Source organism: Xanthomonas sp. DAR33341 (genome assembly GCF_003992815.1).
In the GTDB taxonomy this organism is placed as follows: Bacteria; Pseudomonadota; Gammaproteobacteria; order Xanthomonadales; family Xanthomonadaceae; genus Xanthomonas; species Xanthomonas cissicola.
On record NZ_QEYV01000029.1, the window covers coordinates 78,919 to 102,552 of the forward strand.

General features: G+C 67.2%; 17 protein-coding genes. 4 read left to right on the plus strand and 13 right to left on the minus strand.

Annotated features, from left to right (window positions below):
* Positions 1 to 163: 163 nt before the first annotated feature.
* Positions 164 to 1,654, plus strand: coding sequence for a glycine betaine/L-proline transporter ProP (gene proP, locus EO156_RS14115; protein ID WP_016848950.1), 1,491 nt, complete (start codon positions 164 to 166; stop codon positions 1,652 to 1,654).
* A gap of 337 nt (positions 1,655 to 1,991) precedes the next feature.
* Here the strand turns inward: proP and EO156_RS14120 are convergent, their stop codons facing one another.
* A complete protein-coding gene (locus EO156_RS14120; protein WP_005917427.1) occupies positions 1,992 to 2,465 on the minus strand; it encodes an SRPBCC domain-containing protein in 474 nt (157 codons plus the stop codon).
* Positions 2,466 to 2,635: 170 nt separating this feature from the next.
* Here EO156_RS14120 and EO156_RS14125 point away from each other — a divergent pair, with 170 nt between their 5' ends.
* Positions 2,636 to 3,427, plus strand: coding sequence for an EcsC family protein (locus tag EO156_RS14125; protein ID WP_016848951.1), 792 nt, complete (start codon positions 2,636 to 2,638; stop codon positions 3,425 to 3,427).
* A 171-nt stretch (positions 3,428 to 3,598) separates the two neighbouring features.
* Entirely contained in the window at positions 3,599 to 4,255 is a 657-nt protein-coding gene (locus EO156_RS14130) for a DUF938 domain-containing protein (RefSeq protein WP_029827801.1), read from the plus strand.
* A gap of 251 nt (positions 4,256 to 4,506) precedes the next feature.
* Here EO156_RS14130 and EO156_RS14135 read toward each other — a convergent pair whose 3' ends face one another.
* From EO156_RS14135 to EO156_RS14190, 12 genes are all read right to left on the minus strand, one after another.
* Positions 4,507 to 6,288 carry a membrane protein gene (locus EO156_RS14135; protein ID WP_029827802.1) on the minus strand — a complete coding sequence of 594 codons (1,782 nt, stop codon included), beginning with the start codon at positions 6,286 to 6,288 and terminating at the stop codon, positions 4,507 to 4,509.
* A 157-nt stretch (positions 6,289 to 6,445) separates the two neighbouring features.
* Complete coding sequence (locus EO156_RS14140; RefSeq protein WP_029827803.1) at positions 6,446 to 8,713, minus strand: hypothetical protein; 2,268 nt, start codon at positions 8,711 to 8,713, stop codon at positions 6,446 to 6,448.
* On the minus strand, positions 8,710 to 9,909 hold the full coding sequence (locus EO156_RS14145) for a BatA domain-containing protein (protein WP_029827804.1): 1,200 nt from the start codon (positions 9,907 to 9,909) through the stop codon (positions 8,710 to 8,712). The genes EO156_RS14140 and EO156_RS14145 overlap by 4 nt, the downstream gene beginning before the upstream one ends.
* Positions 9,910 to 9,952: 43 nt before the next feature.
* Complete coding sequence (locus EO156_RS14150; RefSeq protein WP_005916003.1) at positions 9,953 to 10,849, minus strand: DUF58 domain-containing protein; 897 nt, start codon at positions 10,847 to 10,849, stop codon at positions 9,953 to 9,955.
* A gap of 13 nt (positions 10,850 to 10,862) precedes the next feature.
* Positions 10,863 to 11,855: a MoxR family ATPase gene (locus EO156_RS14155; protein ID WP_003487936.1), complete on the minus strand. Its 993-nt coding sequence runs from the start codon at positions 11,853 to 11,855 to the stop codon at positions 10,863 to 10,865.
* A gap of 130 nt (positions 11,856 to 11,985) precedes the next feature.
* Positions 11,986 to 12,804, minus strand: coding sequence for a DUF4159 domain-containing protein (locus EO156_RS14160; RefSeq protein ID WP_016849083.1), 819 nt, complete (start codon positions 12,802 to 12,804; stop codon positions 11,986 to 11,988).
* A complete protein-coding gene (locus tag EO156_RS14165; RefSeq protein ID WP_003487940.1) occupies positions 12,801 to 14,135 on the minus strand; it encodes a TldD/PmbA family protein in 1,335 nt (444 codons plus the stop codon). Before EO156_RS14165 ends, EO156_RS14160 begins: the two co-directional genes overlap by 4 nt.
* A gap of 14 nt (positions 14,136 to 14,149) precedes the next feature.
* The gene (locus tag EO156_RS14170; RefSeq protein ID WP_003487942.1) at positions 14,150 to 15,784 is read right to left on the minus strand and encodes a TldD/PmbA family protein; all 1,635 of its coding nucleotides are present in this window, start codon (positions 15,782 to 15,784) and stop codon (positions 14,150 to 14,152) included.
* A 430-nt stretch (positions 15,785 to 16,214) separates the two neighbouring features.
* Entirely contained in the window at positions 16,215 to 17,843 is a 1,629-nt protein-coding gene (locus EO156_RS14175) for a TldD/PmbA family protein (protein ID WP_003487944.1), read from the minus strand.
* A 362-nt stretch (positions 17,844 to 18,205) separates the two neighbouring features.
* On the minus strand, positions 18,206 to 18,595 hold the full coding sequence (locus EO156_RS14180) for a hypothetical protein (RefSeq protein WP_026006843.1): 390 nt from the start codon (positions 18,593 to 18,595) through the stop codon (positions 18,206 to 18,208).
* Positions 18,596 to 18,843: 248 nt separating this feature from the next.
* Positions 18,844 to 19,854, minus strand: a complete 1,011-nt coding sequence (locus tag EO156_RS14185; RefSeq protein WP_003487947.1) for a class 1 fructose-bisphosphatase — start codon at positions 19,852 to 19,854, stop codon at positions 18,844 to 18,846.
* 264 nt (positions 19,855 to 20,118) lie between these two features.
* Positions 20,119 to 21,321, minus strand: coding sequence for an amino acid aminotransferase (locus tag EO156_RS14190; RefSeq protein ID WP_016849085.1), 1,203 nt, complete (start codon positions 21,319 to 21,321; stop codon positions 20,119 to 20,121).
* 156 nt (positions 21,322 to 21,477) lie between these two features.
* Here EO156_RS14190 and EO156_RS14195 point away from each other — a divergent pair, with 156 nt between their 5' ends.
* Positions 21,478 to 23,616 carry a TonB-dependent receptor gene (locus EO156_RS14195; protein WP_029827806.1) on the plus strand — a complete coding sequence of 713 codons (2,139 nt, stop codon included), beginning with the start codon at positions 21,478 to 21,480 and terminating at the stop codon, positions 23,614 to 23,616.
* Positions 23,617 to 23,634 lie beyond the last annotated feature (18 nt).

The following is a 23,634-nucleotide window of genomic DNA, read 5'->3' on the forward strand; positions in this document are numbered from 1 at the left end:
CCGCAGCGCCGTTGAATCCACGCGGCCGTCCGGGAATGCCTCCGGTGTCATCCAGTGCAATGCGCTTGCGTGATGTGCCGTGTCCTGTGCGTTGCCAGGGCGAGCGGGTAGCGACGGCCTGCGCCCGGCGAGATATCCCGGGGGCAATTTACGGAGACCATAGATGCACGATGCCCGCGCGATGCGTTCGCACTTTGGCTGGTTCAAACGCCGCCGCCAGCTGCAACTGGATGAGGTCACCGTGGTGGACCGCAGCATGCTGCGCAGGGCCGTCGGCGCTGCGGCGCTCGGCAATGCGATGGAGTGGTTCGACTTCGGCGTGTACGGCTATCTGGCGGTGACGCTGGGCCAGGTGTTCTTCCCGGCAAGCGACCCCACCGCACAATTGATCGCGACCTTCGCCACCTTCACCGTGGCCTTTCTGGTGCGGCCGATCGGCGGCATGGTCTTCGGACCGCTCGGCGACCGCTACGGGCGCCAGAAAGTCCTGGCCGCCACGATGATCCTGATGGCGCTGGGCACCTTCAGTATCGGACTAATTCCGGCCTACGAGCGCATTGGCCTGTGGGCGCCTGCACTGCTGTTGCTGGCGCGCGTGCTGCAGGGATTTTCCACCGGCGGCGAATACGGTGGCGCGGCCACCTTCATTGCCGAATACGCCACCGACCGCAATCGCGGCCTGATGGGCAGCTGGCTGGAGTTCGGCACGCTGGGTGGCTACATCGCCGGCGCCGCCACCGTGACCGCCTTGCACATGAGCGTGACTCCGGCGCAGATGCTCGATTGGGGCTGGCGCGTGCCGTTCCTGATCGCCGGGCCGTTGGGGCTGCTGGGCCTGTACATGCGCATGAAGCTGGAGGAGACCCCGGCATTTCGCGCCCATACCGAACAATCCGAACAGCGCGAGCGGCAGACCGCCGCGCAGGGCCTGACCACGCTGCTGCGCCTGCATTGGCCGCAACTGCTCAAGTGCGTGGGCCTGGTACTGGTGTTCAACGTCACCGACTACATGCTGCTGACCTACATGCCCAGCTACCTCAGCGTCACGATGGGTTACGCCGAGAGCAAGGGCTTGTTGCTGATCATCCTGGTGATGTTGGTGATGATGCCGCTCAACATCGTCGGCGGCATGTTCAGCGACAAACTGGGCCGGCGGCCGATGATCATCGGTGCCTGCATCGCACTGTTTGCGTTGGCGATCCCGTGCCTGTTGCTGGTCGGCAGCGGCAACGATGGGCTGATCTTCGCCGGACTGATGCTGCTTGGCCTGGCCCTGGTGTGCTTCACCAGCTCGATGCCGTCCACCTTGCCGGCGCTGTTCTACACGCCGGTGCGCTACAGCGCGTTGTCGATTGCCTTCAACGTTTCGGTGTCGTTGTTTGGCGGCACCACGCCGTTGGTCACTGCCTGGCTGGTGGAGCGCACCGGCGACCCGCTGGTGCCGGCCTACTACCTGATGGGCGCAGCGGCGATCGGCTTGTTGACCATGCTGTTCGTGCGCGAAACCGCAGGATTGCCGCTACGCGGCTCGCCGCCGGCGGTGGCCAGCGATGCCGAAGCGCGCGCCCTGCTGCAGGCCGACAGCCCGGTGACGGTGGATGCGCAGTTGCCGGTTACCACCGCAGCCTCGATGGGCCAACCGCGCACGGCGTGAGTTGTCAGCTTTTCCGCACGACATGCGTCTGCGCCACAGGCGCATATCGTGCTGTTGCAGCAACCGGTGACATAACGCAAGACGCGATGCCGGCGACGGCGCTGCGCATCGCTGCCAACTTGAAGGCGGGGCGAAGGCCGAAATGGGCGAAGATGACGCGATGAGGGCTAACACACCGTCGCCAGCGACCGTTGGCAATCTGCGCAGCAGCTTTGTTGGCTGTTCTTGTTCGACACGCACAGGATGGATTGAAACTTCGCCAAGTTTCAGGTCGGCACGCTGTTGCACGTGATCGAGGTAGCGCGTTGACCGATGCTGCGGCTCGCCGCTGCCGCCTTTAGCGCGGGGTGTGCGGGTTCTGCGCTGGCAACTCGGGCATGTGCATATCGGCCGACGGCGCGCCTTCGCCGGTTTCCACATAGCGTTTGAGGCTGCTGCCGAGAAAGAAACGCCAGCCCCGCGCGCAGGCCTCCTTGCACGGCGAATCGCGGTAGCCGGACTGCACGAAATCCACCTGCGTGCCCTGGCTGATGGAGCGCAGTTCAAAGCGCATCACCGTGCCTTTCCAGGCATCGGTGTCGAGCATGTTGGAGTCGTGGCAGCGCCAGCACACCAGTTGGTGATCGGCGCCTTCATCGATACTCAGTTCCACGCGCCAGCCCTGCCGGCTCCAGTCCAGGCGCACCAGATCGTCGGCCAGGCTCACTTCGCGGGTCCACCAACGCGCAAGCTGCCTGGGCTCGGACAACGCAGCGGAGACCACTTCCGGCGCGGCGGCAATGACGATGCTGTGGCGGATCTCGCAATTCATCTGGTGAGCATTCGCTGCTTGGACGCCGATGATTTCCGCATTTTAACAGCCAATTGCGCTGCGGGCCCAACAGGGTCCAGTTCGCTTGTGCGGCACTCACATCGCGCTGGGTACCATCGGCTAGGTCCCAACCATGATGAGCAGGCATGACAACGCTTCCGATACCGGTGATGGACGCTGCCGCGCAGCGCGATCTGGCCACGGCCCACGCATTGCTGGAAAACCCCGGCGTGGCAGCGCAACTGGCCAATGCGCTGGGCGCGCCGATCGAGAGCCTGATCACCAAACGGCTTCCCAAGGTGGTGACCCGCAGCATCGACGGCGTGACCCGTCGCGCGCTGCAGGTGGCGATGAAATCGGCGTTGCTGAGCCTGCGCGGCAAGACCGATGCGCAGCAACCGGCATCCACGACGCGGCATGCGTTGGCGGTGGCGGTTTCCGGCGGCGCAGGCGGGTTCTTCGGCCTGCCGGGCTTGATGGTGGAGCTGCCGGTGACCACGACGGTGATGCTGCGCTCCATCGCCGATATCGCCCGTGCCGAAGGCGAATCGCTGCACGACCCGGAAACCGCGCTGGCGTGCCTGGAAGTGCTGGCGCATGGCGGCCGCAGTGCCAGCGACGACGGCGCCGAATCCGGCTACTTCGCAGTGCGTGCGGCGATGGCGCAGCAATTGAGCGCCGCGGCCAGCTACGTGGCCGCGCACGGCTTCGCCAGCAAGGGTGCACCGGCGCTGGTCTCGCTGGTCTCGCGCATCGCGGCGAAGTTTTCGGTCAACGTGGGCGAAAAACTCGCCGTACAGGCGGTGCCGCTGGTCGGCGCGGTCAGCGGCGCCACGCTCAATACCGTGTTCATGCGCCACTTCCAGGCGATGGCGCGCGGACATTTCATCGTGCGTCGGCTGGAGCGTCGCTTCGGCGAAGAAGCGGTGCGGCGTGCGTATGAGGCCTTGCCGCCGCGGTGATGCGTACCGCTGCATGCGAAGGTCAGGATAGCTGCGAGGTCATTGTGCAGTGGGTGCGCAGCCATGGATGACGCTCGCAACGCAATGCGGGCGAAGGGCAGCGGCATCCTGTCCACCGAACGGTTGCCGCCGAGCGATTCCTGCGCGCGACAATCGCCACAACCACGACAGATGCCGATGATGTCCAAACCGTTTTCGCCAGCGTCCGCGCGCAACCGCGACCCGATTCTCGAGGTACTGCGCACGCATTTTGCCGACCGGCAGCAGGTGCTGGAAATCGGTGCGGGCACCGGACAACACGCAGTGCATTTCGCTGCGGCGATGCCGTGGTTGCAGTGGCAGGCCAGCGATCATCTCGAGCATCTTGCCGGCATGCGGCAATGGCTGGACGAGGCGGCACTGCCGAACACGCCGCCACCGATTGCACTACAGGCCGTGTCCACGCCCACGCCCGGGCTCGCACCGCCGCCCAGCCTGCCGGTGCTGGGTGGCGGCCAGCACGGCTTCGATGCGATCTACAGCGCCAATACCTTGCACATCATGGGCTGGCCGCAGGTGCAGGCCTTGTTCGCCGGATTGCCGGCGGTGATGGCGCCCGGTGCGGTGCTGGCGATCTACGGGCCGTTCAACCGCAATGGGCAATTCACCAGCGACAGCAATCGCGCCTTCGACGCCATGCTGCGCGAGCGCGACCCTGCCTCGGGTATTCGCGATGCCGAAGCGGTGGATGCCTTGGCGGCATCGGTGGGGTTGCAGTTGATCGACGATGTCGCGTTGCCGGCCAACAACCATTGCCGGGTATGGCGGCGCGTGACGGTGGTGAGTTGAATCGCCGGCACTGCTGAGCGTAGTGGATGGGCATGTTGTTGGGTCGGCGCAACGTCTCACCGTGTAGCCTGCGCATCTGCCTGCGGAGGCCAACGCGCGTGCGTAATACGATGCGCAAATGACGCACCCGCAAGCCGTCTGCTTTGAATCGCATCGCGAGATTCGAGACCACGCGTGTCTCCGTGCAGTAGGCTATTGCGCCCTTGGCAACGTCAATCTGCAACGCTGCCTTTCATACGTTCAAGCGCTTGTTACGGCACCCGTTGCGAAGCTCGCCTTCGCTCAAACCACCACAGCGCTGCGGCCACGCTGAGCCAGGCCAGCAGCCACGGCCAGCGCGCGCCGGGTCGTGTGGCAGGTGTGGCGATGGGGGCGAAGGGAGTGCCGCCTGTCAGCGCACTGGTCGCTGCGCGCAGTTGCTGGGCGTACATGGCTTGCGCGTCGTTGGGCGCGCGCACATAGAGCCAGCGTTGCGTGCTGCTGCTCTCCAGGCGATGCCAGCCGGGGGTTGCCGGCCAGTAGCCGGCACAACGCGGCCCATTGCCATTGCGCTCCGGCAGTAATGGGTGGCGCGCCCGGTCAGGGTCGGTCGCCAAGGCGTCGGCGCGCAGGTCGCACAGCGTGATGCGTTGTTGCGACCAGCCTTCCTGCACCGGGGTGGGTAGCGCACCGCCCGGGCGGGCGACCGCGGCAGATAACTGCGCCCAGAGCGCGGCGTGCAGATCGCTGCGGCCGGCCAGCACCAGCGCGAAGCTGTCTTCGACCAGGCCGATGCCGATGCGGCCGCGGCCTTGGGCGCGCCACCAGCCCAGGGCGCTGCCATCGTCGGCGCGGGCGGCGATCAGGGCGTCGGTGGCTTGCGGTTGCAGGTCGCGACGTTGCAGCGGCGCCAGCGTCGGGGCGTCGCCGGGGCTGCCGGCAGGGTCGGCAGGTGCGGCCGGCGGCGAGAGTCGCTGCGGTGCGGGCACCGGGCGGCTGGTGCTGCCGCCGCTGACGCCGAGGCCGAGCTCGGCCAGGGCGGTGCGTGTGCCGGCGTCCAGCGGCCCGTCGGTGCGCACCAATACACCCAGGCCGCGCTGGATCGCGGCGCGCATGGTCTGGCGCTGCGCAGTGCCCAGTGCGACCAGGCGGCGCGGGTCGACGATCAGCAGGTCCAGCCGGTCCAGGCTGGCCGCATCCAGCGCGGCGCCTTCGCCGAGCTGCACCCCGGGGCCGACCGCGATCTGGCTACGCACGTCCAGCCCGGCATCGCTGGCCCAGCGGCGCAGGTACTTCAGTTCCGGCTGCGGCGCGCCGGCCAGGAGCAGCACGCGCATAGGCGGCACGGCAGCGATCAGCACCGGCACCTCCACGCGGCTACGTTCGACACCATTGGCATCGCGTGCACGCACGGCGAACAGCACCTGGCCCGGCGCGCGCGCCAGGCCGCGCAGGCGCACGCGGCCGGCGCGGTCGGCCACGGCGCTGTCCACCACCTGCCCGGCCGGATCGAGCAGTTCCACGCGCGCGTCGGGTAGGCCTTGCACCTGCGCGGCCACCGCAATGGTGTCGCCCGGGGTCACTGGCGGCGGTGGCGACACCGCGACCACGCCGCGTGGGGCGGGATCGAGCTTCAGCCGCAGCGGGATGTTCAGGCCCTCACGGTCGCGGGCGGGCAGGCCGCTGCCATGCACGACCAGCGCCGTGGTGCCGGGTGCGCGCCGCAGTGCGGTGGCCAGGTCCGGCACACGCATCACGCCCGGTAATGCAGGTGCCTCGGGCAAGGCGACCCAGCGCGCCAGGTCGCCAGTGGAAACCTGCCCGGCGGCGGTGCCGGCGGTGGCGACATGCAGTTCCCCATCGGTACCGGCGCGTGGCGGGGGCAGCAGCACCGGATAGAGCAATGCAGCGAGCAACGGTTGGGCGGCGAGCAGCAGCCAGAGCCGGGTGCGTAAATACGGTTGCCGTTGGTGCGCCCGCACCAGGCGTATGCAGCCGATGACGGCGATCAGCAGCAATGCCGCGCCGAGCAACCAGGGCAAGGAGAGCGTCATGGTTGGTGCTCCCGGCGCAATGCGTCCAGAGAGCGTCCGTCGTGCAGCGTTGGCGATGCGGTCCTTGCGCACGACAGCGGACCGCTTGCTGCCAGGTCTACAGACACCGTCGGTCCGAACGACCGCTGCACCGGAAGAAGGCGGATCGGGGTGGGACTCACGGCTGCATCTCCTGCCGCAGCGCATCCAGGTAGCGCTGGCCGCGCGGGTCGGGCGCGGCGCGGCGGTGTGGTGCTGCCGGCGGGGCGAGCAGGGTGCGCCAGACCTGGGCGCGCAGCTGGGCGCGGCAACGGGCGCAATCGGGTTCGGCGCGCAGGGTTTCCACGGCGGCGGCCAGGCCCAGCGGGTCGTGCAGGCGGTCTTGCTGGGTCTGCAGCCACTGCGCGTAACGGGCCAGGGTGGCGTCGGACACGGGGGCTGCCTCGCCCAACGCATCCCAGAGCTGCAGCGCGGACGGGTCCGGGTCCGGGCGGGTGTCCAGCCCGGCGGCGCGGTCGCCCAGGCCGGTGCGATCGCCGCTCAGGCGGCGGCTGGGGTCGATCGGCGGCAATTGCGTGCCCACGCGCGCCAGGTAGATGCGTTCGGCCTGCTGCACCTGCTTGATGAAGCCCAGCGCCTTGTTGGCGTACGGCAGCGCGCGCTCGGGGTGGCCCTGGCGCAGCTCGCCTTCGGATTGCCACATCTGGTCCAGCGCGGCGCGCAGCAGGGCGCGGGTCTGCGGGTCGAGCAGGGTGGCGGCTTCGGCGTGGTCGTGGGTATGGCCGAATTCGGCCAGTACGTTTTCCGCCTGGCCGAAGCTGCTGCGCTCGGGCCGGCCGTTGCTGCCGCCGTGATCGTGGTCGTCGTCCAGTGCGGCAGCGCCGGGTGTGGCGGCGTGGGCGTCATGAGCGTGATCGTCGTGGTCATGCCCGGCGTGCGTGTCCGAAGCAGCGCCGGGTGCGCTTGGCGCATCGGCTGTGGGCATGTCGGCGGTGGGCAACTCGTCGGCCGGGGCGTCGCTGGTGGGCGGCGCGTCGGCAGTCGGCGGCCCTTGCGGCGCGCCCTCGCTTTCTTCGCCCAGGAACTGGCCGTAGCGCAGCCGCAGCAGGCGCTGGTCCACGCCGATGGCGTCCGAGCGCTTGAGGAAGGTGGCCGCGTCCAGGCGCGGTTTCTCCTTCAGCAGCGCCTCGGCGTCGATGATGATCTGGCGCTGGCTGCGGAAGTAGGCCGGCAAGGTCTGCTTGACGCTGGCTTCCAGGCCGGCGGCCATGGTTTGTTCGGGCGGCGGCCAGCGCAGGATCACGCTGGCGCTGCGGCCTTCCTGCGGGCCGGGCTGGCGGGTGTCGTGGACGATGAGCTGGGCAATCAGGTCGTCGCCCGCGGCCATGCCCAGCGCGTGCGGCTCCAGGGTGATGGCGAAGCCGCGTTGCCTGGCCGGGCCACTGCCGGTCAGCGTGCGGCGCTGGGTGCTGAAGGTGATGTTTTCGCCGCTGCCCTGGGCCAGAGTGAGGCGCAGCTCGGCGTTGGTGGCCACCGCGTAGTCGTCGCTGGCCTCGAAGCGCAGCGTCCAGGTGCGGGCGGCCGGGGACCACAGCACCAGGCTCTGCTCGGGCGCAAGCACGCGCACCTGCGGTGGGCGGTCGGGCAGCACGTCCAGTCGATGCAGCTGGCGGTCGGCCGGCGCGCCGTCGATGAGGATGCGGTACAGGCTGGCGCGCTCGGCGACCCAGTGGCCTTGCCAGATATCGCCACGGCCTTGCCGGGCCAGCGCGACGGTGCTGCCGTCGGTGAGCCGCACGGCCACGCTGCGCGGCGCGGGGCCGACCTGCAGTTGCCAGTCCAGCCGGGTGCCGGCCGGCACTTTCGCATCCAGGCCGGGCAGGCGCGCGGCGGGCAGACCGGTGTAGGCCGGCGGGCTGCTGCGCAGCTGCGCCTGCCGCAGCGTGGGCGCGCCGCTGCTGGCACGCGCGGCGGCCACGCGGTCGGTTGGCGGGGTGCGGTGGGTGGCCGGTTGTGGCCACAGCAGCAGCGCGCCACAGGCGAGCACGCCCAGCACGCTCCAGGGCCAGGCGCGGCGCCACGGCCAGGCCGGGCGCAGGTCGCGCGGGCTGCTGCGCAGGCGCTGCTCCAGCCGTTGCCGTTGCAGGGTCTGCAGCGGGCCGAGCCGGGTGGCCGGGGCGAACAGCAAATCGCTGCTGTCTTCCAGATCTGCATCGCGATCCAGCCGGTGGATCAGCCAGCTCTGGTCGAGCCGCCGCGCGGCCAGCAGCGCCACGCCGCCCAATGCCAGCAGGCCCAGCAGCAGCGCCACCACGGCTGCCTGCGCACCGGCGCGCCACGCCAGCGCCGCCGGCACCGCCGCCAGCGGCAGTCCGAACAGCAGCACGCCTGCGGCCTGTCGCCGCCGTGCCGCCTGCCACGCCCGCTGCAGTGCCGGCGTGCTCATGCGGGAGTGGACCGGCGCGGCGCGGTGGCCAGCCAGCGTTCGAGCGCGAACAGCAGCAGCACCAGGCCGATCAGCCACGGCGCCAGCGGCCACGGCGCCGTCGTCAGGCGGCTGGCGGCACCGCGATGCGGTTGCTGGGTCTGTGCCAGCGCGCGCTGCGGTGTGGGCAGCGGCTGCAGGGCGTCGTGCAGGCGGGTGGGGAAATCGGCATCCAGCAGCGCCGGCAGTTGCTGCGGCTGCAGCGGTGCGGCCCAGCGCAACACGCGTCCGCGGCCGAGCGCTGCGGCGTCGAGCAATGGCTCGCCCGACGTAGCCTGTTGCACGGGCTGCAGTGTCGCGGCGAGGTTGGGCGGGACGGGTGTCTGCGCTTCCAGCACCAGCCTCCCACCGGCTGCGACCCAGGCCATCACCGGCGCCGGTGGGGCACTGCGCGAGAGCCATGCCACCACGGTGCCGGGCTGCCAGCGCGAAGGCTGCGCATCGGCCGGCGTGCTCACGGGCAAGCTGCCCGGCAGCGCCCAGGCGGCGTGTACGGCGCGCAGATAGCGCAGGGCCGGCGCGGCGCTGTCGTCGGCAATCGCCTGCAGGCGCAGCGGCGCGGCAGCGGCGGGCGCCGCAAGCGGCGACTGGCCGGGCACGATTTGCCACCGCACCTGATGCGACAGCTGCAGCCGTTGCGCATCCAGCGGGCCCCACTGGGCCGGCACGATCACGCTGAGCGCCGCATCTGGCGGCAGGCTGGCATCGAGCTCGCGCAACAGGCTGGAGACCGGTTGCGTCGCGCCCGCGGGCCTAGCGAGTGTCTTGTGGGTATCGGCATTGGTATCAGCATCGACCGGCGGGAAGCCCGGCGCCAGCCATACCCATTGCGCGTCCGCGGCGTGGCGCAGCTGGCGTGCGGCGGCCACATCCACCCCCGGGCTGAGCGCAATGCGTGGGCGTGCATCGTCATGGCCGCGCACGGCCGGCTCGGCCAGCAGCAGCGCCACGGCAGCGAGCAGCAGCAAGCGCACCAGCAGCAGCGGCCATTCGTCCAAGCGCACGTGGTGGCGTGGGCGCGGCAGCGCACGCAACCAGCGCAACGCGGCGAAGTCGGTCGGCCGGTGTTCGCTGCGCCGGGCCAGATGGATCAGCAGCGGCAGCAGCAACGCGGCCAACGCCGCCAGGCCGGCGGGGAAAAGCAACAGCAAGTTCATCGCGGCACCCGCCTGGCGACATGCTCGCGGCCGACCTGCCAGCTCATCGCTGCGCGCCTTGCCCGAACAACTGGCGCAACGCCGCGTCGGGTGCAGCGTCCAGATACTGCAGTGCATGTGCGATGCCGGCGGCCCGCCAGCGCGCCTGTTGCGCGCGCTGTGCAGCACCGAAGCGTTGCAGATAATCGGCGCGCATGGCCGCGCCATCGCCCAGCAATTCTTCGCCGGTTTCCGGATCGCGAAACCGATGCCCGCCGCTGAAACCGAAATCGCGTTCGTCGCAGGTCAGCACCTGCAGTTGCATGACCTGGCGGCGTGCGGCAGCGAGTTTTTCCAATGCAATATTCAGGTCTTCGTCGAAGCCATCGCCGATCGACAGCACCAGCGCATGCGTGGCGATGCGTTCCCACAGCGGGCGTACGGCGGCCATGCCCGGCCAACGCCCCCCAGCGCGCAATCCATGCAGGGCCAGCCATAGCCGGTCGCGTTGACGCGGCCCGGCGCCGGCCGGCACTGCCACCAGCCCGCCGCCGTGTACCGCGAACAGGCCGACCTGATCGCCCTGCTGCAGCGCGATCTCTGCCGCGCAGGCCGCCAGCGTCGCCATGGTGTGCAGACGCGTGCCGCCGGGGCGCGCGTGATCGGCCTGGCCGGCGGAGGCAGTGGCATCGAGCAACAACCACAGCGTCAGCGGGCTTTCGCGCTCGGCTTCGCGCACGAAGAAGCGGTCCGAGCGCGCGTAGAGCTTCCAGTCGATCTGGCGCAGCGCATCGCCCGGTTCATAGGCGCGGTATTGCGCGAATTCCAGCCCGGCGCCGCGGCTGCGGCTGGCGTGTTGGCCGATGCCGTGCGCACCCTGTGCGTGACGCGCACGCAGCTGCAGACCACGCAGGCGGCTGCGTACGTCGCTGGGAATCAATGCCGGCACGTCCACGCTCACGCCGCGCTAGGCCTCACGCCGGGAATGGCACGGCACGCAGCAATGCGGCGACCACGTCGTCGGCTGTGCGTTGTTCGGCCTCGGCCGCGAACGAGAGCAACAGGCGGTGGCGCATCACCGGTGCCGCAAGCGCCACCACGTCTTCGCGGGTGGCCGCAAAGCGGCCATGCAGCAGTGCGCGCGCCTTGGACGCCAGCACCAGCGACTGCCCGGCGCGCGGGCCGGCGCCCCATTTGATCCACTGGCGCACTTCGTCGCTGGCTTGCGGGCCGGGACGGCTGGCACGCACCAGCCGGTTGATCCAGGTCAGCAACTCCGCGCCCACATGCACCTGCCGCACATGCTGTTGCAGCGCCTGCACGCTAGCGGCATCCATCACCTTGGGCACCTGCGCGCTTGCGCTGCCGGTGGTCTGGGTAAGGATGTCGCGCTCTTCCTGCTCACTGGGGTAATCCACCCGCACATGCAGCAGGAAGCGGTCCAGCTGCGCTTCGGGCAATGGGTACGTGCCGGCCTGTTCGATCGGGTTTTGCGTGGCCAGCACGAAGAACGGCGCCGGCAGCGCATAGGTGGTGCCGGCATAACTCACCGTGCGTTCGCTCATCGCTTCCAGCAATGCGGCCTGGGTCTTGGGCGGGGTGCGATTGAGTTCGTCGGCCAGCAGCAGATTGGTAAAGATCGGCCCTTGCTGGAAGCGAAAATGCCGATGCCCGGTGCCGTGGTCTTCTTCCAGCAACTCGGTGCCCAGGATGTCGCTGGGCATCAGGTCGGGGGTGAACTGCACGCGGCGGAACTGCAGGTCCAATGCCTGCCCCAGCGAGCGCACCAGCAGCGTCTTGCCCAGGCCCGGCGCGCCTTCCAGCAGGCAATGGCCGCCGGCGAGCAGGCCGATCAGCAATTGCTCCACCACCGCGTCCTGGCCCACCACCGCCTGGGCCAGGGCGGCGCGCAGCGTGCCCAGCTGGGAGAGCTGCGCGGCGAGGATGTCGTTGTTGGGGGAGGTCATGGGCAAGTCTCGCTATAGGGTTGCTGGTGTAGGAGCGCGCTTGCGCGCGACGCTTCACCGGTACATCTTCATCGCGCGCAAGCGCGCTGCAAGGTGTCGATCAAAAGGCATCGCGATCGACATGCGGCGATCAATTGGTCAGCGCATACATCACGATGTTCACGCCGAACTTGGTGTTGTCTTCGGCCAGAAAGCGCTTGTTGCGCCAGTCGTAATCCCACTCACAACCGTAATCCTTGTTGCTGTAGAGCACCCCGAGGCGGCCATCGATGCTGATGCCTTTGAGATAGTCGTGCACCAGGTCGTCGCCCCAGCCATTGAGCTCGAAACCGGTTGCCGGCGGGCCATCGGGAAAGGTGAAGAATGCGCGATAGAGCCGATGGTTCTTGGGAAGTTTCTGCAACGCCGTCTTGCCGAAGATCGAGGTCATCTGCGCTTCGAACGAGGTGGCGAACAGGCCATCGATATCGTGATTGCAGTCGTCCACGAATACGAAGCCGCCGTTACGCACATAGCGCTCGAAATTGCGCCGCTCGGCCGGATTGAACTCCACCAGCTTGTGCCCGGACAGATAGCAGAACGGTGCCTGCAACATGCGCGGGTCGGCCAGATCCAGCACGTGTTCCTGCGGATCCACGCGCAGCTGGGTGTAGTCGATCAACGAGGTGATCAGGTTGGACGGCATGCGCGCATCCACATCCCAATCGCCGGAGTCGTAGCGCAACCGGGTGAACCAGAAATCGTAATTGCCGGCCGCCCGCGCGCGCTGCGGCAGCGCCAACGCAGCGACGCCACCAAGCAACAGGCCAAGGAAATGGCGGCGCGGCGCGGACGGCGCCGAGGCGCGTGGACCGGAAACGGGAGGTGCAGGAAAAACATCAGGCTGCGGAGAGCTTGCTGCGCTCTCCGAATCCCGACTCCCGACTCCCCAATCCCGGTCTTCAGTCACACCGCATCCGACAACGAGGTAAACGTGAAGTCCCGCAGCCGCATCGGCGGAATCATCATCACGAAGTTGGATTCGTCGCCGGCCACGCGCACCGGCTTGCCCAATTCGTCGATGTTGTTGAGCATGATCACCGGCGATTCGTTGAAGCGGAAATTCTTCACCGGGTACTTGATCTGGCCGTTCTCGATGTAGAAGGTGCCATCGCGGGTGAGCCCGGTCAGCAGCACGGTCTGCGGGTCGACCATGCGGATGTACCAGGTGCGCGTGACCAGAATGCCTTTCTCGGTGCCACGCACCAGCTCGGCGATGTTCTTGTCGCCGCCGGCCATCAACAGATTGCCCGGCTCGCCGACCGCACGCTTGCCGTTTTTCTGCGCCCAGAAGCGCGAGTACTGCAGGTTGGCGATCTTGCCGTTTTCCACGATGGCCATCTTTTCGCGCGGCAGGCCTTCTTCGTCCCACGGCATCACTGCCGCACGCGGGTCCCACGGGTCGGCGGTGATGTTCACGCGCGGGTCGTAGACCTGTTCGCCGAGCTTGTTGCCGCCACCTTTCTTGGACAGGAAGCTGCGGCCTTCGTCGGCGCGGCGCGCGTCGAAGAAATTCATCATGAAGGAGATCAGGCCTGCGGCCGCCGCCGGCTCCAGGATCACCGTGTACTTGCCCGGCTCCAGCGCCTTGGCTTCGGCCGAATCGCTGGCCTTGCGCATCGCGATGCGGATGTCCTGCTCGGCCTTGAAGTCGGCGGCATCCTTCAGATTGCGGCCCACCCAGCCCGAGCCGCGGCCATCTTCGGTGCGCACGGTGCAGGTGTAGTCGAAGCGCGCACCGCGCTGATAGCCAAAGTTGCCCTTGCTGTTGGCAAATGCGGTAAAGCTCTGGCCGTCTTCGAGGAAGCCGGCCGCGATCAGGCCCTTGCCCTTGCACGGGGCGATCGAATCGGCGGCCACCTGCGCGCGGAACGCCGGATCGATCGCTGCCGTGGATTCGCTGAAGGTGGGGCTGGGCCTGTAGGTCTGCTTGTCGACCGCCGGCATGAATTCCGGGTTTTCCGGTGCCAGCTTGGCCAGGTCTTCGGCACGGCGCACCACGCGCTCCAGCGAGGCGTCGTCGAACTCGTTGATGGTGGCCACGCCCACCCGCTTGCCGAACGCCACCTGCACCTGCAGGTCGGTGTTGTCGACGATGCCGCTGGTGGACACGTTGTTGAGCGCAAAACGGATATTGCCGTCGATCGAGCCGGTGAGGGTGGCGGTGCACTCGTCGGCCTTGGACAGCTTGATGACCTTGTCCAGGATGGCCTTGGCCTGCGCTTCGGTAAGGATGCTCATGTGGGTTTCTCCTGTCAGCCGAGCGAGCGGGCGGTGCTGATGACGTTGATGCCATCGAAGCGGGCGGTGGACGAACCGTGCGAGACCGCCGAGACCTGGCTCGGCTGGCCCTTGCCGTCGAAGAACGAACCGCCCAGGCGGTAGTCGCGCTGGTCGGCCACGGCGCTGCAGGCGTTCCAGAATTCCGGCGTGCGGATCTGGTAGGCCACGTCTTCGAGCATGCGGGTGATGGCGCCGTTCTTGATTTCGTAGAACAGCTGGCCACCGAACTGCGCGTTGTAACGCTGCTGGTCGATGGAGAACGAGCCATCGCCGATGATGTAGATGCCGTTTTCCACGTTCTTGATCAGATCGCTCACGCTCAGCGGCGTCTTGCCGGCGGCCAGCGACACATTGGCCATGCGCTGGAACTGCACGCTCGACCACGAGTCGGCATAGCAGCAGCCATCGGAGGCGGTCTTGCCCAGGATATGCGCCTGATCGCGGATGGCCTGGTAGTCCACCAGCTTGCCGTCGCGGATCAGGTCCCACTGCTTGGTCTTGACGCCTTCATCGTCGTAGCCCACCGCGCCGAGGCTGCCTGCTTGCGTCTTGTCGGCGAGGATATGCACCTTGTCGCTGCCGTACTGGAAACCGGCCTTGAGCTTGTCCAGCGTGGCGAAGCTGGTGCCGGCGTAATTGGCTTCGTAGCCGAGTACGCGGTCCAGCTCCAGCGGGTGACCGATCGACTCGTGGATGGTGAGCCAGGTGTGCGAGGGATCCAGCACCAGGTCGTACTTGCCAGGCTTGACCGACGGCGCCTTGAGCTTTTCCTGCGCCTGTTTGGCCGCCGCAATCGCATCTTCCTTCATGTCGTACGACAAGCCGTAATTGACCACGCCGTTGGGCGAGACGAACTTGCCGGAGGCGGCGCCATCGAGATATTCATAGCCCAGCCCCATCGGCGCGGACAACCCGTCGCGGGTGCGGAACTTGCCGCTGGCCTTGTCGATGGCGGTGACGCTCATCGGGGCCCAGATGCGGTGCACGTCCTGGTCGATGTAGGAGCCGTCGGTGCTGGCGAAATATTTCTGCTCGTTGACCACGAACAGCATCGAGTTGACGAAGTTGGCGCCGGCCGCCGTGGCGGCGGCATTGACGCCCAGCAGCAGGTCCACCTTGTCCTTGATCGGCACGTCCATGGCGTTTTTCTTGATCGGCGTCTTCCAGCTCACCTCGCCCACGCCCGGCGTCGGCGCCAGTTGCACCGGCGTGCCCTGCACCTTGGCATTGGCCTTGGCGATCGCCGCGGCCTGCGCGGCGGCCTTGGCCACGCCCTGCTCGGTGAGCTCGTTGGTGGCGGCAAAGCCCCACGCGCCGCCCACGATGACGCGGATGCCGGCACCGATGGACTCGGTGTTGACCACGTTCTGCACCTTGTCTTCGCGGGTGATCACGAACTGGCGCAGATAGCGGCCGATGCGCACATCGCAATAGCTCGCTCCGGCCTGACGCGCCGCGTTCAAGCCGGCATCGGCCAGACGCTTCTTGCGGCCCACATCGAAGGGCGTGAGCAACTGCTCGGCGGCAATGGCCTTGCCGAAGTAAGCCGGCACGATCAGCCCGCCCATGGTCAGCCCGGTGAGGGCCAGGAAATCACGTCGCTGCACGGGCAACTCCCCAATAGTCCCGCGCGGCGCGCAGGTGGTGTGGTGACACGCACATGGCTCTGCGCGCGGTATCGGCCGATTCTTGCCGGGCGATGAACGCTGCGTCAAATGACTTTCGGCAGGGGTGCATGTGCAAACGTTGGCCCGTATGAAGCCGGTGGCACTCCCGGCTTGCGTTGATGCGTGGCGAGCGCGGCTGGCAGTGCGATGACTATTGCCGCGCGTTGGAGACGCAGACTGATTTCTTTCTCAACGAAGGCCGAGCAACAAAAGAGCTTTACCAGACCACCGACCAACTGTCTGGCGCGGTGAGGGCAACGTAGCTTGGACTGACCAGGTTTGGCGCATGCCAAGCGAGTGCAACAGATGAAATCGTAGCGTTTTGATGTGACTAGAAACATCAATCGCAGCGCAACTGATCCACCGACAATCACCCCAACGAACGCGCGGTATTGATCACATTGATGCCATCGAAGCGCGCGGTAGACGCGCCATGCGACACCGCCGAGACCTGGCTCGGTTGTCCCTTGCCATCGAAGAATGAGCCACCCAGGCGGAAATCGCGTTGATCGCACACCGCGCTGCAGGCATTCCAGAATTCCGGCGTGCGGATCTGGTACGCGCCATCTTCCACCAAGCGCGTGACCTGACCGTTTTCGATCTCGTAGAACAACTGCCCGCCGAACTGCGCGTTATAGCGCTGCTGATCGATCGAATACGAACCGCGCCCATGGATGTACAAGCCGCGCTCCACGTTCTTGATCATCTCGGCAACCGCCAACGGCGTCTTGCCCGGCGCCAACGACACATTGGGCATGCGTTGGAATTGCACGTTCGACCACGAATCGGCGTAGCTACAGCCATCGGACGCGGTCTTGCCGAGCAGGTGCGCCTGATCGCGCGTGCACTGGTAGTCGACCAGGATGCCGTCCTTCACCAACTCCCACTGCTTGGTCTTGACGCCTTCATCGTCGTACCCCACTGCACCCAGGCTGCCAGTCTGCGTTTTGTCGGCGAGGAAGGTCACCGCATCGCTGCCCCAGCGGTAACCGGCATCGCGCTTGTCCAGTGTGGCGAAACTGGTGCCGGCGTAGTTGGCCTCGTAACCGAGCACACGATCGAGCTCCAGCGGGTGCCCGACCGACTCATGGATGGTGAGGAACAGATTGCTCGGGTCGATCACCAGATCGTACTTGCCCGCCTTTACCGACGGTGCGGCGAGTTTGGCGCGCGCCTGTCTGGCCGCGGCGATCGCATCTTCGCGCGCGTCGTAACTGTGCCCGTAACCGATCAGCCCGCCCGGCAACTGGTGCTTCTGCTTGGCATCGCCATCCAGATATTCGTAGCCCATGCCCATCGGCGAGGACAACCCGTCGCGGGTGCGGAACTTGCCGCTGGCCTTGTCCACTGCGGTGACGGTGAACGGCAGCCACAGCCGATGCACGTCCTGATCGATATACGAACCATCGCTGCTGGCGAAATATTTTTGCTCGTTGATCGCAAACATGCGCGAGGCCACGAAGGTGGCGCCGGCGTTGAGCGCAGCGGCGTTGACGTCCATCAGCAGCGCCACCTTGTCCTGCAGCGGCACTCCCATGGCGTTTTTCCTGATCGGTGTCTTCCAGCTGACCTGCCCGGCCGGCGTCACAGGCGCCAATTGCACCGGCGTGCCGCCCAAGCGCGCATTCGCCTTGGCAATGGCCACCGCCTGCCGCGCGGCGGTGGCCACGCCATCGCTGGTCAGCGTGTTGGTGGCCGCGAACCCCCAGGCGCCATCGGCCAGCACGCGCACGCCCACCCCGCTGGATTCGGCATTGACCACGTTCTCCACCTGCGCCTCGCGCGTGATCACGAACTGGCGCAGATAGCGCCCCACGCGCACGTCGCAATAGCTGGCACCGGCGGCCTTGGCCGTGGTCAGTGCGCTATCGGCCAGGCGTCGGTTGCGCGCGGCATCGGCCGGGGCGAGCAGTTGCTCGGCAGCGATCAGCCGTGTGTGCGGCAGCAGCAACCCGGCGGCACCGATGCCGGACAAGGTGAGAAAGGTACGACGATCCACGTGCGGTCTCTCCAATCGATGCGTGCAGCGCGAGAGGCGCACACCAGTATCCGAGCGTTACCGCGGACACCGATTTGGTCAAGTGCTACCGGTCTTCGATCCAAGCAATTGCCTGCAATACAACTCGAACTAGCCTTGCAATAAGCGAACGCGAGCAAGCGGGACCCGCGTGCATGGCGGTCGCCCGCGACGATGCAGCGTTGCCCCGGCTGCGGATACAGCGGCGCTTTAGCGGGGCGTGCGCCGTCCATCGTGCGCAGGGAACATCCGATGACATCCCCGGATCACTGCGCTGCACATGGGCGCATGCGCATCATCGAACAGTGCCGCAAGCATGTTGACGCCGGCACTTGAGCGCAGTCTCAGCGCATCGCGCTGCGCCGAAGCTTTCGGTCCAGCAGATAGCCGAGTACGCCGCCCAATGTGATTGGCAGCAACGCGTAAACCGGAATGAAGATCAGCGCCAATGCCGACTGTGCATCGGCGCGTAAATCGAGGGTCGCATGTGCCCAGGCGAGCACTCCAAAGCCGATCAGGCACGGCACCAACAACGCAATCGGCCGGCGGTACAAGAAGCTGATGCCAAGCAGCGCACTCCAGGCGATCGCATTGAACCCACCCAACAACAGCCAACCGCCCAGGCCGACATCGGTGTATTGCCGTACCCACTCCAGTCCAAATGGCAAGCGTGCTGCGTACGGCAGCACCACGCCGGCGATCACAAGCAAGAGGCGAGCGCTAGCGAAGGTCATACACCGCTTTCCCTCTCTGTCGAAAAGAACACGCAACATCAAACACAGTATGAATGCACTGCCGGTGTCGTTGGTCGAATTGATCTGTCTGCGATGCCGTCGCTTGCGGGCCGGCTCGCAGTGGCCAGCGCTCAGGCCTGCCTGCATGGAGATGATCCATCAGCGGGGGTCATAAACCAAGACACCCGCGCGGGGCGGGTGTCTTGTTGGGATCCAGTTTGCGTGCCTTGCGAGCGGTACCCGCAGCCTTAGGCCTTGTCGGCATCCAGGTGATACCGCGTTGCTTCGGCCACTTCGTTCTTCGAGCCCAGGAACACCGGCACGCGCTGGTGCAGCTGTGTCGGCTGGATGTCGAGAATGCGTTCGCGCCCGGTGGTTGCCGCGCCGCCGGCCTGTTCCACCAGCATGCTCATCGGGTTGGCTTCGTACATCAGGCGCAGCTTGCCCGGCTTGCTCGGGTCTTTTTTGTCCCACGGGTAGATGAAGATGCCGCCGCGGGTGAGGATGCGATGCACGTCGGCGACCATGCTGGCGATCCAGCGCATGTTGAAGTCCTTGCCGCGCGCGCCGTCCTTGCCGGCCAGCAGGTCGCCCACGTAGGCCTGCATCGCCGGTTCCCAGTGGCGTTGGTTGGACATGTTGATGGCGTATTCGGCGGTGTCTTCGGGCACGCGCATGTTGGCCTGGGTCAGCAGGAAGCTGCCTTCTTCGCGCTCCAGGGTGAAGGCGTGGGTGCCGTGGCCCAGCGTGAGCACCAGCATGGTGCTGGGGCCGTAGATGCAGTAGCCGGCGGCGACCTGTTGGGTGCCCGGCTGCAGGAAGTGCTCGTCGCCCGGCTTTTCGGTGCCCTTGGGCGCGCGCAATACCGAGAAGATCGTGCCCACCGAGACATTGACGTCGATATTGGAGCTGCCGTCCAAGGGATCGAACAACAGCAGGAAATCGCCGCTGGGGTATTGGTCGGGCACCGGCTGGCTGTGGTCCATTTCTTCGGACGCGCACGCGGCCAGATGGCCGCCCCAGGCGTTGGCCTCGAGCAGGATGTCGTTGCTGAGTACATCGAGTTTCTTCTGTGCTTCGCCCTGCACGTTGCCGGTGCCGGCATCGCCGAGCACGCCGCCCAGAGCGCCCTTGCTCACGGCGATGGAGATGCGCTTGCAGGCGCGCGAGACGATGGTGATCAGCTGGCGCAATTCCGCATCGATACGGCCGGCGTGTTGCTCTTCGATCAGGAAGCGGGTCAGCGAGGGACGCGACATGGGAACGGGCAGCCTGTGTAGGAAGTGGGCCGCCATTGTCGCCATTGCAGCGTTAGATTTCGATCACTTGATGCGCGGTTTGCATCGCCGGTGATCGAATATGTGCGGATGGCGCATGCGATAAAGCAGGCGCTATCCCGCGCTACCGGCATCCAGCACGCCGTACGTCGGCGGGGGCAAGGCAACAGCAAGCAAAAAACCGGGAGGCCTGCGCGCTCCCGGCTTGATCGCGTCAGCCGATGTAGCCGATGAAGCTCCGCTGCACTACACCCGGCTGACAGTGGCCACGGCCTGGGCCACGTAGTCCAGGTTACGCTGGCTCAGTGCTGCCACGCAGATGCGGCCGGTGCCGACCGCGTAGATCGCGAACTCGTCGCGCAGGCGGTCCACCTGGGTCTTGGTCAGGCCCGAGTACGAGAACATGCCGGCCTGGCGCTGGATGAAGTCGAACTCCGGTGCACCCAGCGTGGCGAGTTTTTCCACCAGCCCGGCGCGCAGGGAATGGATGCGCTCGCGCATGTCGGTCAGTTCCTGCTCCCACAGATCGCGCAGCTCCGGGCTGGTCAGCACGCCGGCCACCAGGGCGGCGCCGTGCGTGGACGGGCTGGAGTAGATCGTGCGGATGATGCGCTTGACCTGCGACTGCACCGCCTTGGCTTCGGCGGCGGTGGCCGAGACCACCGACAGCGCGCCCACGCGCTCGCCATACAGCGAGAACGACTTGGAATAGGAACTGGCGACCACGTAGCTGTCGATGCCTTCGGCAGCCAGCAGGCGCACCGCATAGGCATCGGCCTCGATGCCCTTGTCGAAGCCCTGGTAGGCGATGTCGACGAACGGGAACAGGTTGCGTTCCTTCAACAGGCCGGCCACCTGCTTCCACTGTTCGCGGCTCAGGTCGGCGCCGGTGGGGTTGTGGCAGCAGGCGTGCAGCAGCACCACGGTGCCCGGTTCGAGCTTGGCCAGGTCGGCGAGCATGCCGTCGAAGTTCAGGCCATGGGTGGCGGCATCGAAGTAGGTGTAATCGACAACCTCGAAGCCGGCCGCGCCGAACACCGCGCGATGGTTTTCCCAGCTGGGGTTGCTGATGGCGATGGTGGCGGTGGGCAGCAGCTTCTTGAGCAGGTCCGCGCCCACGCGCAATGCGCCGCTGCCGCCGACGGTTTGCGAGGTCGCCACGCGGCCGGAGGTCACCAGCGCAGAGTCGGCGCCAAACAGCAGCTCCTGGGTAGCCTTGTCGTACGCGGCCAGGCCGTCGATGGGCAGGTAACCCCGCGGTTTGGCGTCCTGCGCGAGCTGCTGCTCGATCTTGTGCACGGCGCGCAACAGCGGGATGCGCCCGTTTTCGTCGTAATAGATGCCCACGCCCAGGTTGACCTTGTTGGGGCGGCTGTCGGCGTTGTAGGCCTCGGTCAGGCCCAGGATGGGGTCGCCTGGAACCTGTTCCACGTTTGCAAAGAAGGACACGGCATGACTCGCTGAAGGACGAAAGAGTGGGGTACTTCCGGATCGTTGACCGCTGCTGGGCCAAACCACTTCATCGTAGCAGCCCATGGCCGGCGTAGCATGCTTCGTTCCGTACGCAACAATGCACTGACAGTACGGATAAGGGACACTAGGTGCATGTCCAGACTCACCTTGTTGGCCGCCGCCTGCGGCCTGTTCGCCACGGGCGCCACATCGCCTGTCCTGGCCGCCGATCCGGCGCCGCCCGCCGCCACATCGATCCAGCGCCTGCCCGCCGTGCAGGTGGACGCCGCGCGCGTGCGCGGGGTGGACGACTTCGACCTGCCCGCCTCGTTCACCGTGGTGGCGGCCGATGACGACAACCGCCGCGGCGCGCAGGTGTCCGAGCTGCTGGACGGCATCCCCGGCCTGGTGGCGCGCGACCGCCAGAACTACGCGCAGGACACCCAGCTGTCGATCCGCGGCTTCGGCGCGCGCTCCACCTTCGGCGTGCGCGGCGTGCGGCTGTTGGTGGACGGCATTCCGGCCAGCATGCCCGACGGCCAGGGCCAGCTGTCGCACTTCAACGTGCTGGGCGCGCAACGGGTGGAAGTGCTGCGCGGGCCGTTTTCGGCGTTGTACGGCAACTCCTCCGGCGGCGTGCTGCAGCTGTGGAGCGCCGATGGCCAGCCGGACGACCCGTGGCGGCTGCGCGCCACCTACGGCAGCAACGCGACGGTCAACGTCGGCGCGCAAGTGCTCGGCCAGCAGGGCGCGGTGCATTACAACGTGGCCGCCAATCATTTCGACACCGATGGCTTCCGCGCCCATAGCCGCGCCAAGCGTGACTCGGTCAACGCCAAGCTCGGCTTCGATCTGGCCGAGGGCCGCCGGCTGGACCTGGTGCTCAACTATCTGGACGCACCCGACGCGCAGGACCCGCTCGGCCTGACCCGCGCGCAGTTCAATGCCGACCCGGCACAGGCCACGTCGGTGGCGACCCAGTTCGATACCCGCAAGTCGGTGCGCCAGTCGCAGGCCGGGGCCATCTTCACCCAGCGATTGGACGACCAGACGTTGCGCTTGATGGCCTACGGCGGCCAGCGCAGCGTGGAGCAGTTCCTGGCGATCCCGGTGGCGGTGCAGCGCAACCCGCTGCATTCGGGCGGGGTGATCGATCTGGACAGCAATTACGAAGGGGCCGATGCGCGCTGGGCCTGGCAGGGCGAGGCGCTGGGCCGGCCGCTGCAGCTGACCGTCGGCACCAATGTCGACCGCCAGCGCCAGCACCGCACCGGTTACGAGAACTTCGTCGGCGACACCCTGGGCGTCAAGGGCGCATTGCGCCGTGACCAGCGCGATGAGGTCGAGAACGTGGACCAGTTCGCGCAGCTGTGGTGGCAGTGGAGCGACCGCTGGTCGGCACTGCTGGGCGTGCGCCATAGCGACGTGCGCTTCGCGTCGGACGACCACTACATCGTGGGCCGCAATCCCGACGACAGCGGCCGGCGCGATTATTCGGCGACCACGCCGGTCGCCGGCATCGTGTTCCGTGCCGACGAGGATCTGCGTTTCTACGCTTCGGTGGGACGCGGCTTCGAAACGCCCACCTTCAACGAACTGGGCTACCGCAGCGATGGCGGCGCCGGCCTGGCGCTGGACCTGGGCGCGGCCACCAGCCGCAATTACGAAGTGGGCAGCAAGTGGCGCGCGCAAAGCGGCGCGGCGCTGGAATTTGCGGTCTTCCGCGCCGACACCGACGACGAGCTGGCGGTGGCCAGCAACACCAATGGGCGCAGCACCTATCGCAACATCGGCGCGACGCTGCGCCAGGGCGCAGAGCTCAGCTGGCAGCAGCCGATCGGTGCCACCCAGCAGCTGCAGCTGGCCTATACCTTCGTCGATGCCACCGTGCGCGATGGTTACCTCACCTGTGCCAGCAGCGGCTGCGCCACGCCCACCGCAGCGGTGGCCAGCGGATCGCGCCTGCCTGGCGTGCCGCGTCAGCAACTGTTTGCGCGCTGGCAATGGCAGCCGGCGCAATGGCAGTTGGCTGCCGAATCGGTAGCCTCCGGCGCCACCGTGGTCAACGACCTGGCCACCGAACGTGCACCCGGCTACGCGCTGGTGAACCTGGAAGCCTCCCGGCGCTGGAGCACCCCGCAGGGCGCATTGCGCACCTTCGCGCGCATCGACAATGTGCTGGACCGGCAGTACGTGGGCTCGGTCATCGTCAACGATGGCAACGGCCGCTACTACGAGCCCGGCCCGGACCGCACCTACACGGTGGGGCTGCAGTGGGATTTTGGCGGCTGAGCCGTCAATGGGCGGTGC

Coding starts and splice junctions, on each gene's coding strand:
- proP (WP_016848950.1), top strand. CDS start 164: ATGCACGATGCCCGCGCGATGCGTTCGCACTTTGGCTGGTTCAAACGC.
- EO156_RS14120 (WP_005917427.1), bottom strand. CDS start 2,465: ATGAATTGCGAGATCCGCCACAGCATCGTCATTGCCGCCGCGCCGGAA.
- EO156_RS14125 (WP_016848951.1), top strand. CDS start 2,636: ATGGACGCTGCCGCGCAGCGCGATCTGGCCACGGCCCACGCATTGCTG.
- EO156_RS14130 (WP_029827801.1), top strand. CDS start 3,599: ATGCCGATGATGTCCAAACCGTTTTCGCCAGCGTCCGCGCGCAACCGC.
- EO156_RS14135 (WP_029827802.1), bottom strand. CDS start 6,288: ATGACGCTCTCCTTGCCCTGGTTGCTCGGCGCGGCATTGCTGCTGATC.
- EO156_RS14140 (WP_029827803.1), bottom strand. CDS start 8,713: ATGAGCACGCCGGCACTGCAGCGGGCGTGGCAGGCGGCACGGCGGCGA.
- EO156_RS14145 (WP_029827804.1), bottom strand. CDS start 9,909: ATGAACTTGCTGTTGCTTTTCCCCGCCGGCCTGGCGGCGTTGGCCGCG.
- EO156_RS14155 (WP_003487936.1), bottom strand. CDS start 11,855: ATGACCTCCCCCAACAACGACATCCTCGCCGCGCAGCTCTCCCAGCTG.
- EO156_RS14165 (WP_003487940.1), bottom strand. CDS start 14,135: ATGAGCATCCTTACCGAAGCGCAGGCCAAGGCCATCCTGGACAAGGTC.
- EO156_RS14180 (WP_026006843.1), bottom strand. CDS start 18,595: ATGACCTTCGCTAGCGCTCGCCTCTTGCTTGTGATCGCCGGCGTGGTG.
- EO156_RS14185 (WP_003487947.1), bottom strand. CDS start 19,854: ATGTCGCGTCCCTCGCTGACCCGCTTCCTGATCGAAGAGCAACACGCC.
- EO156_RS14195 (WP_029827806.1), top strand. CDS start 21,478: ATGTCCAGACTCACCTTGTTGGCCGCCGCCTGCGGCCTGTTCGCCACG.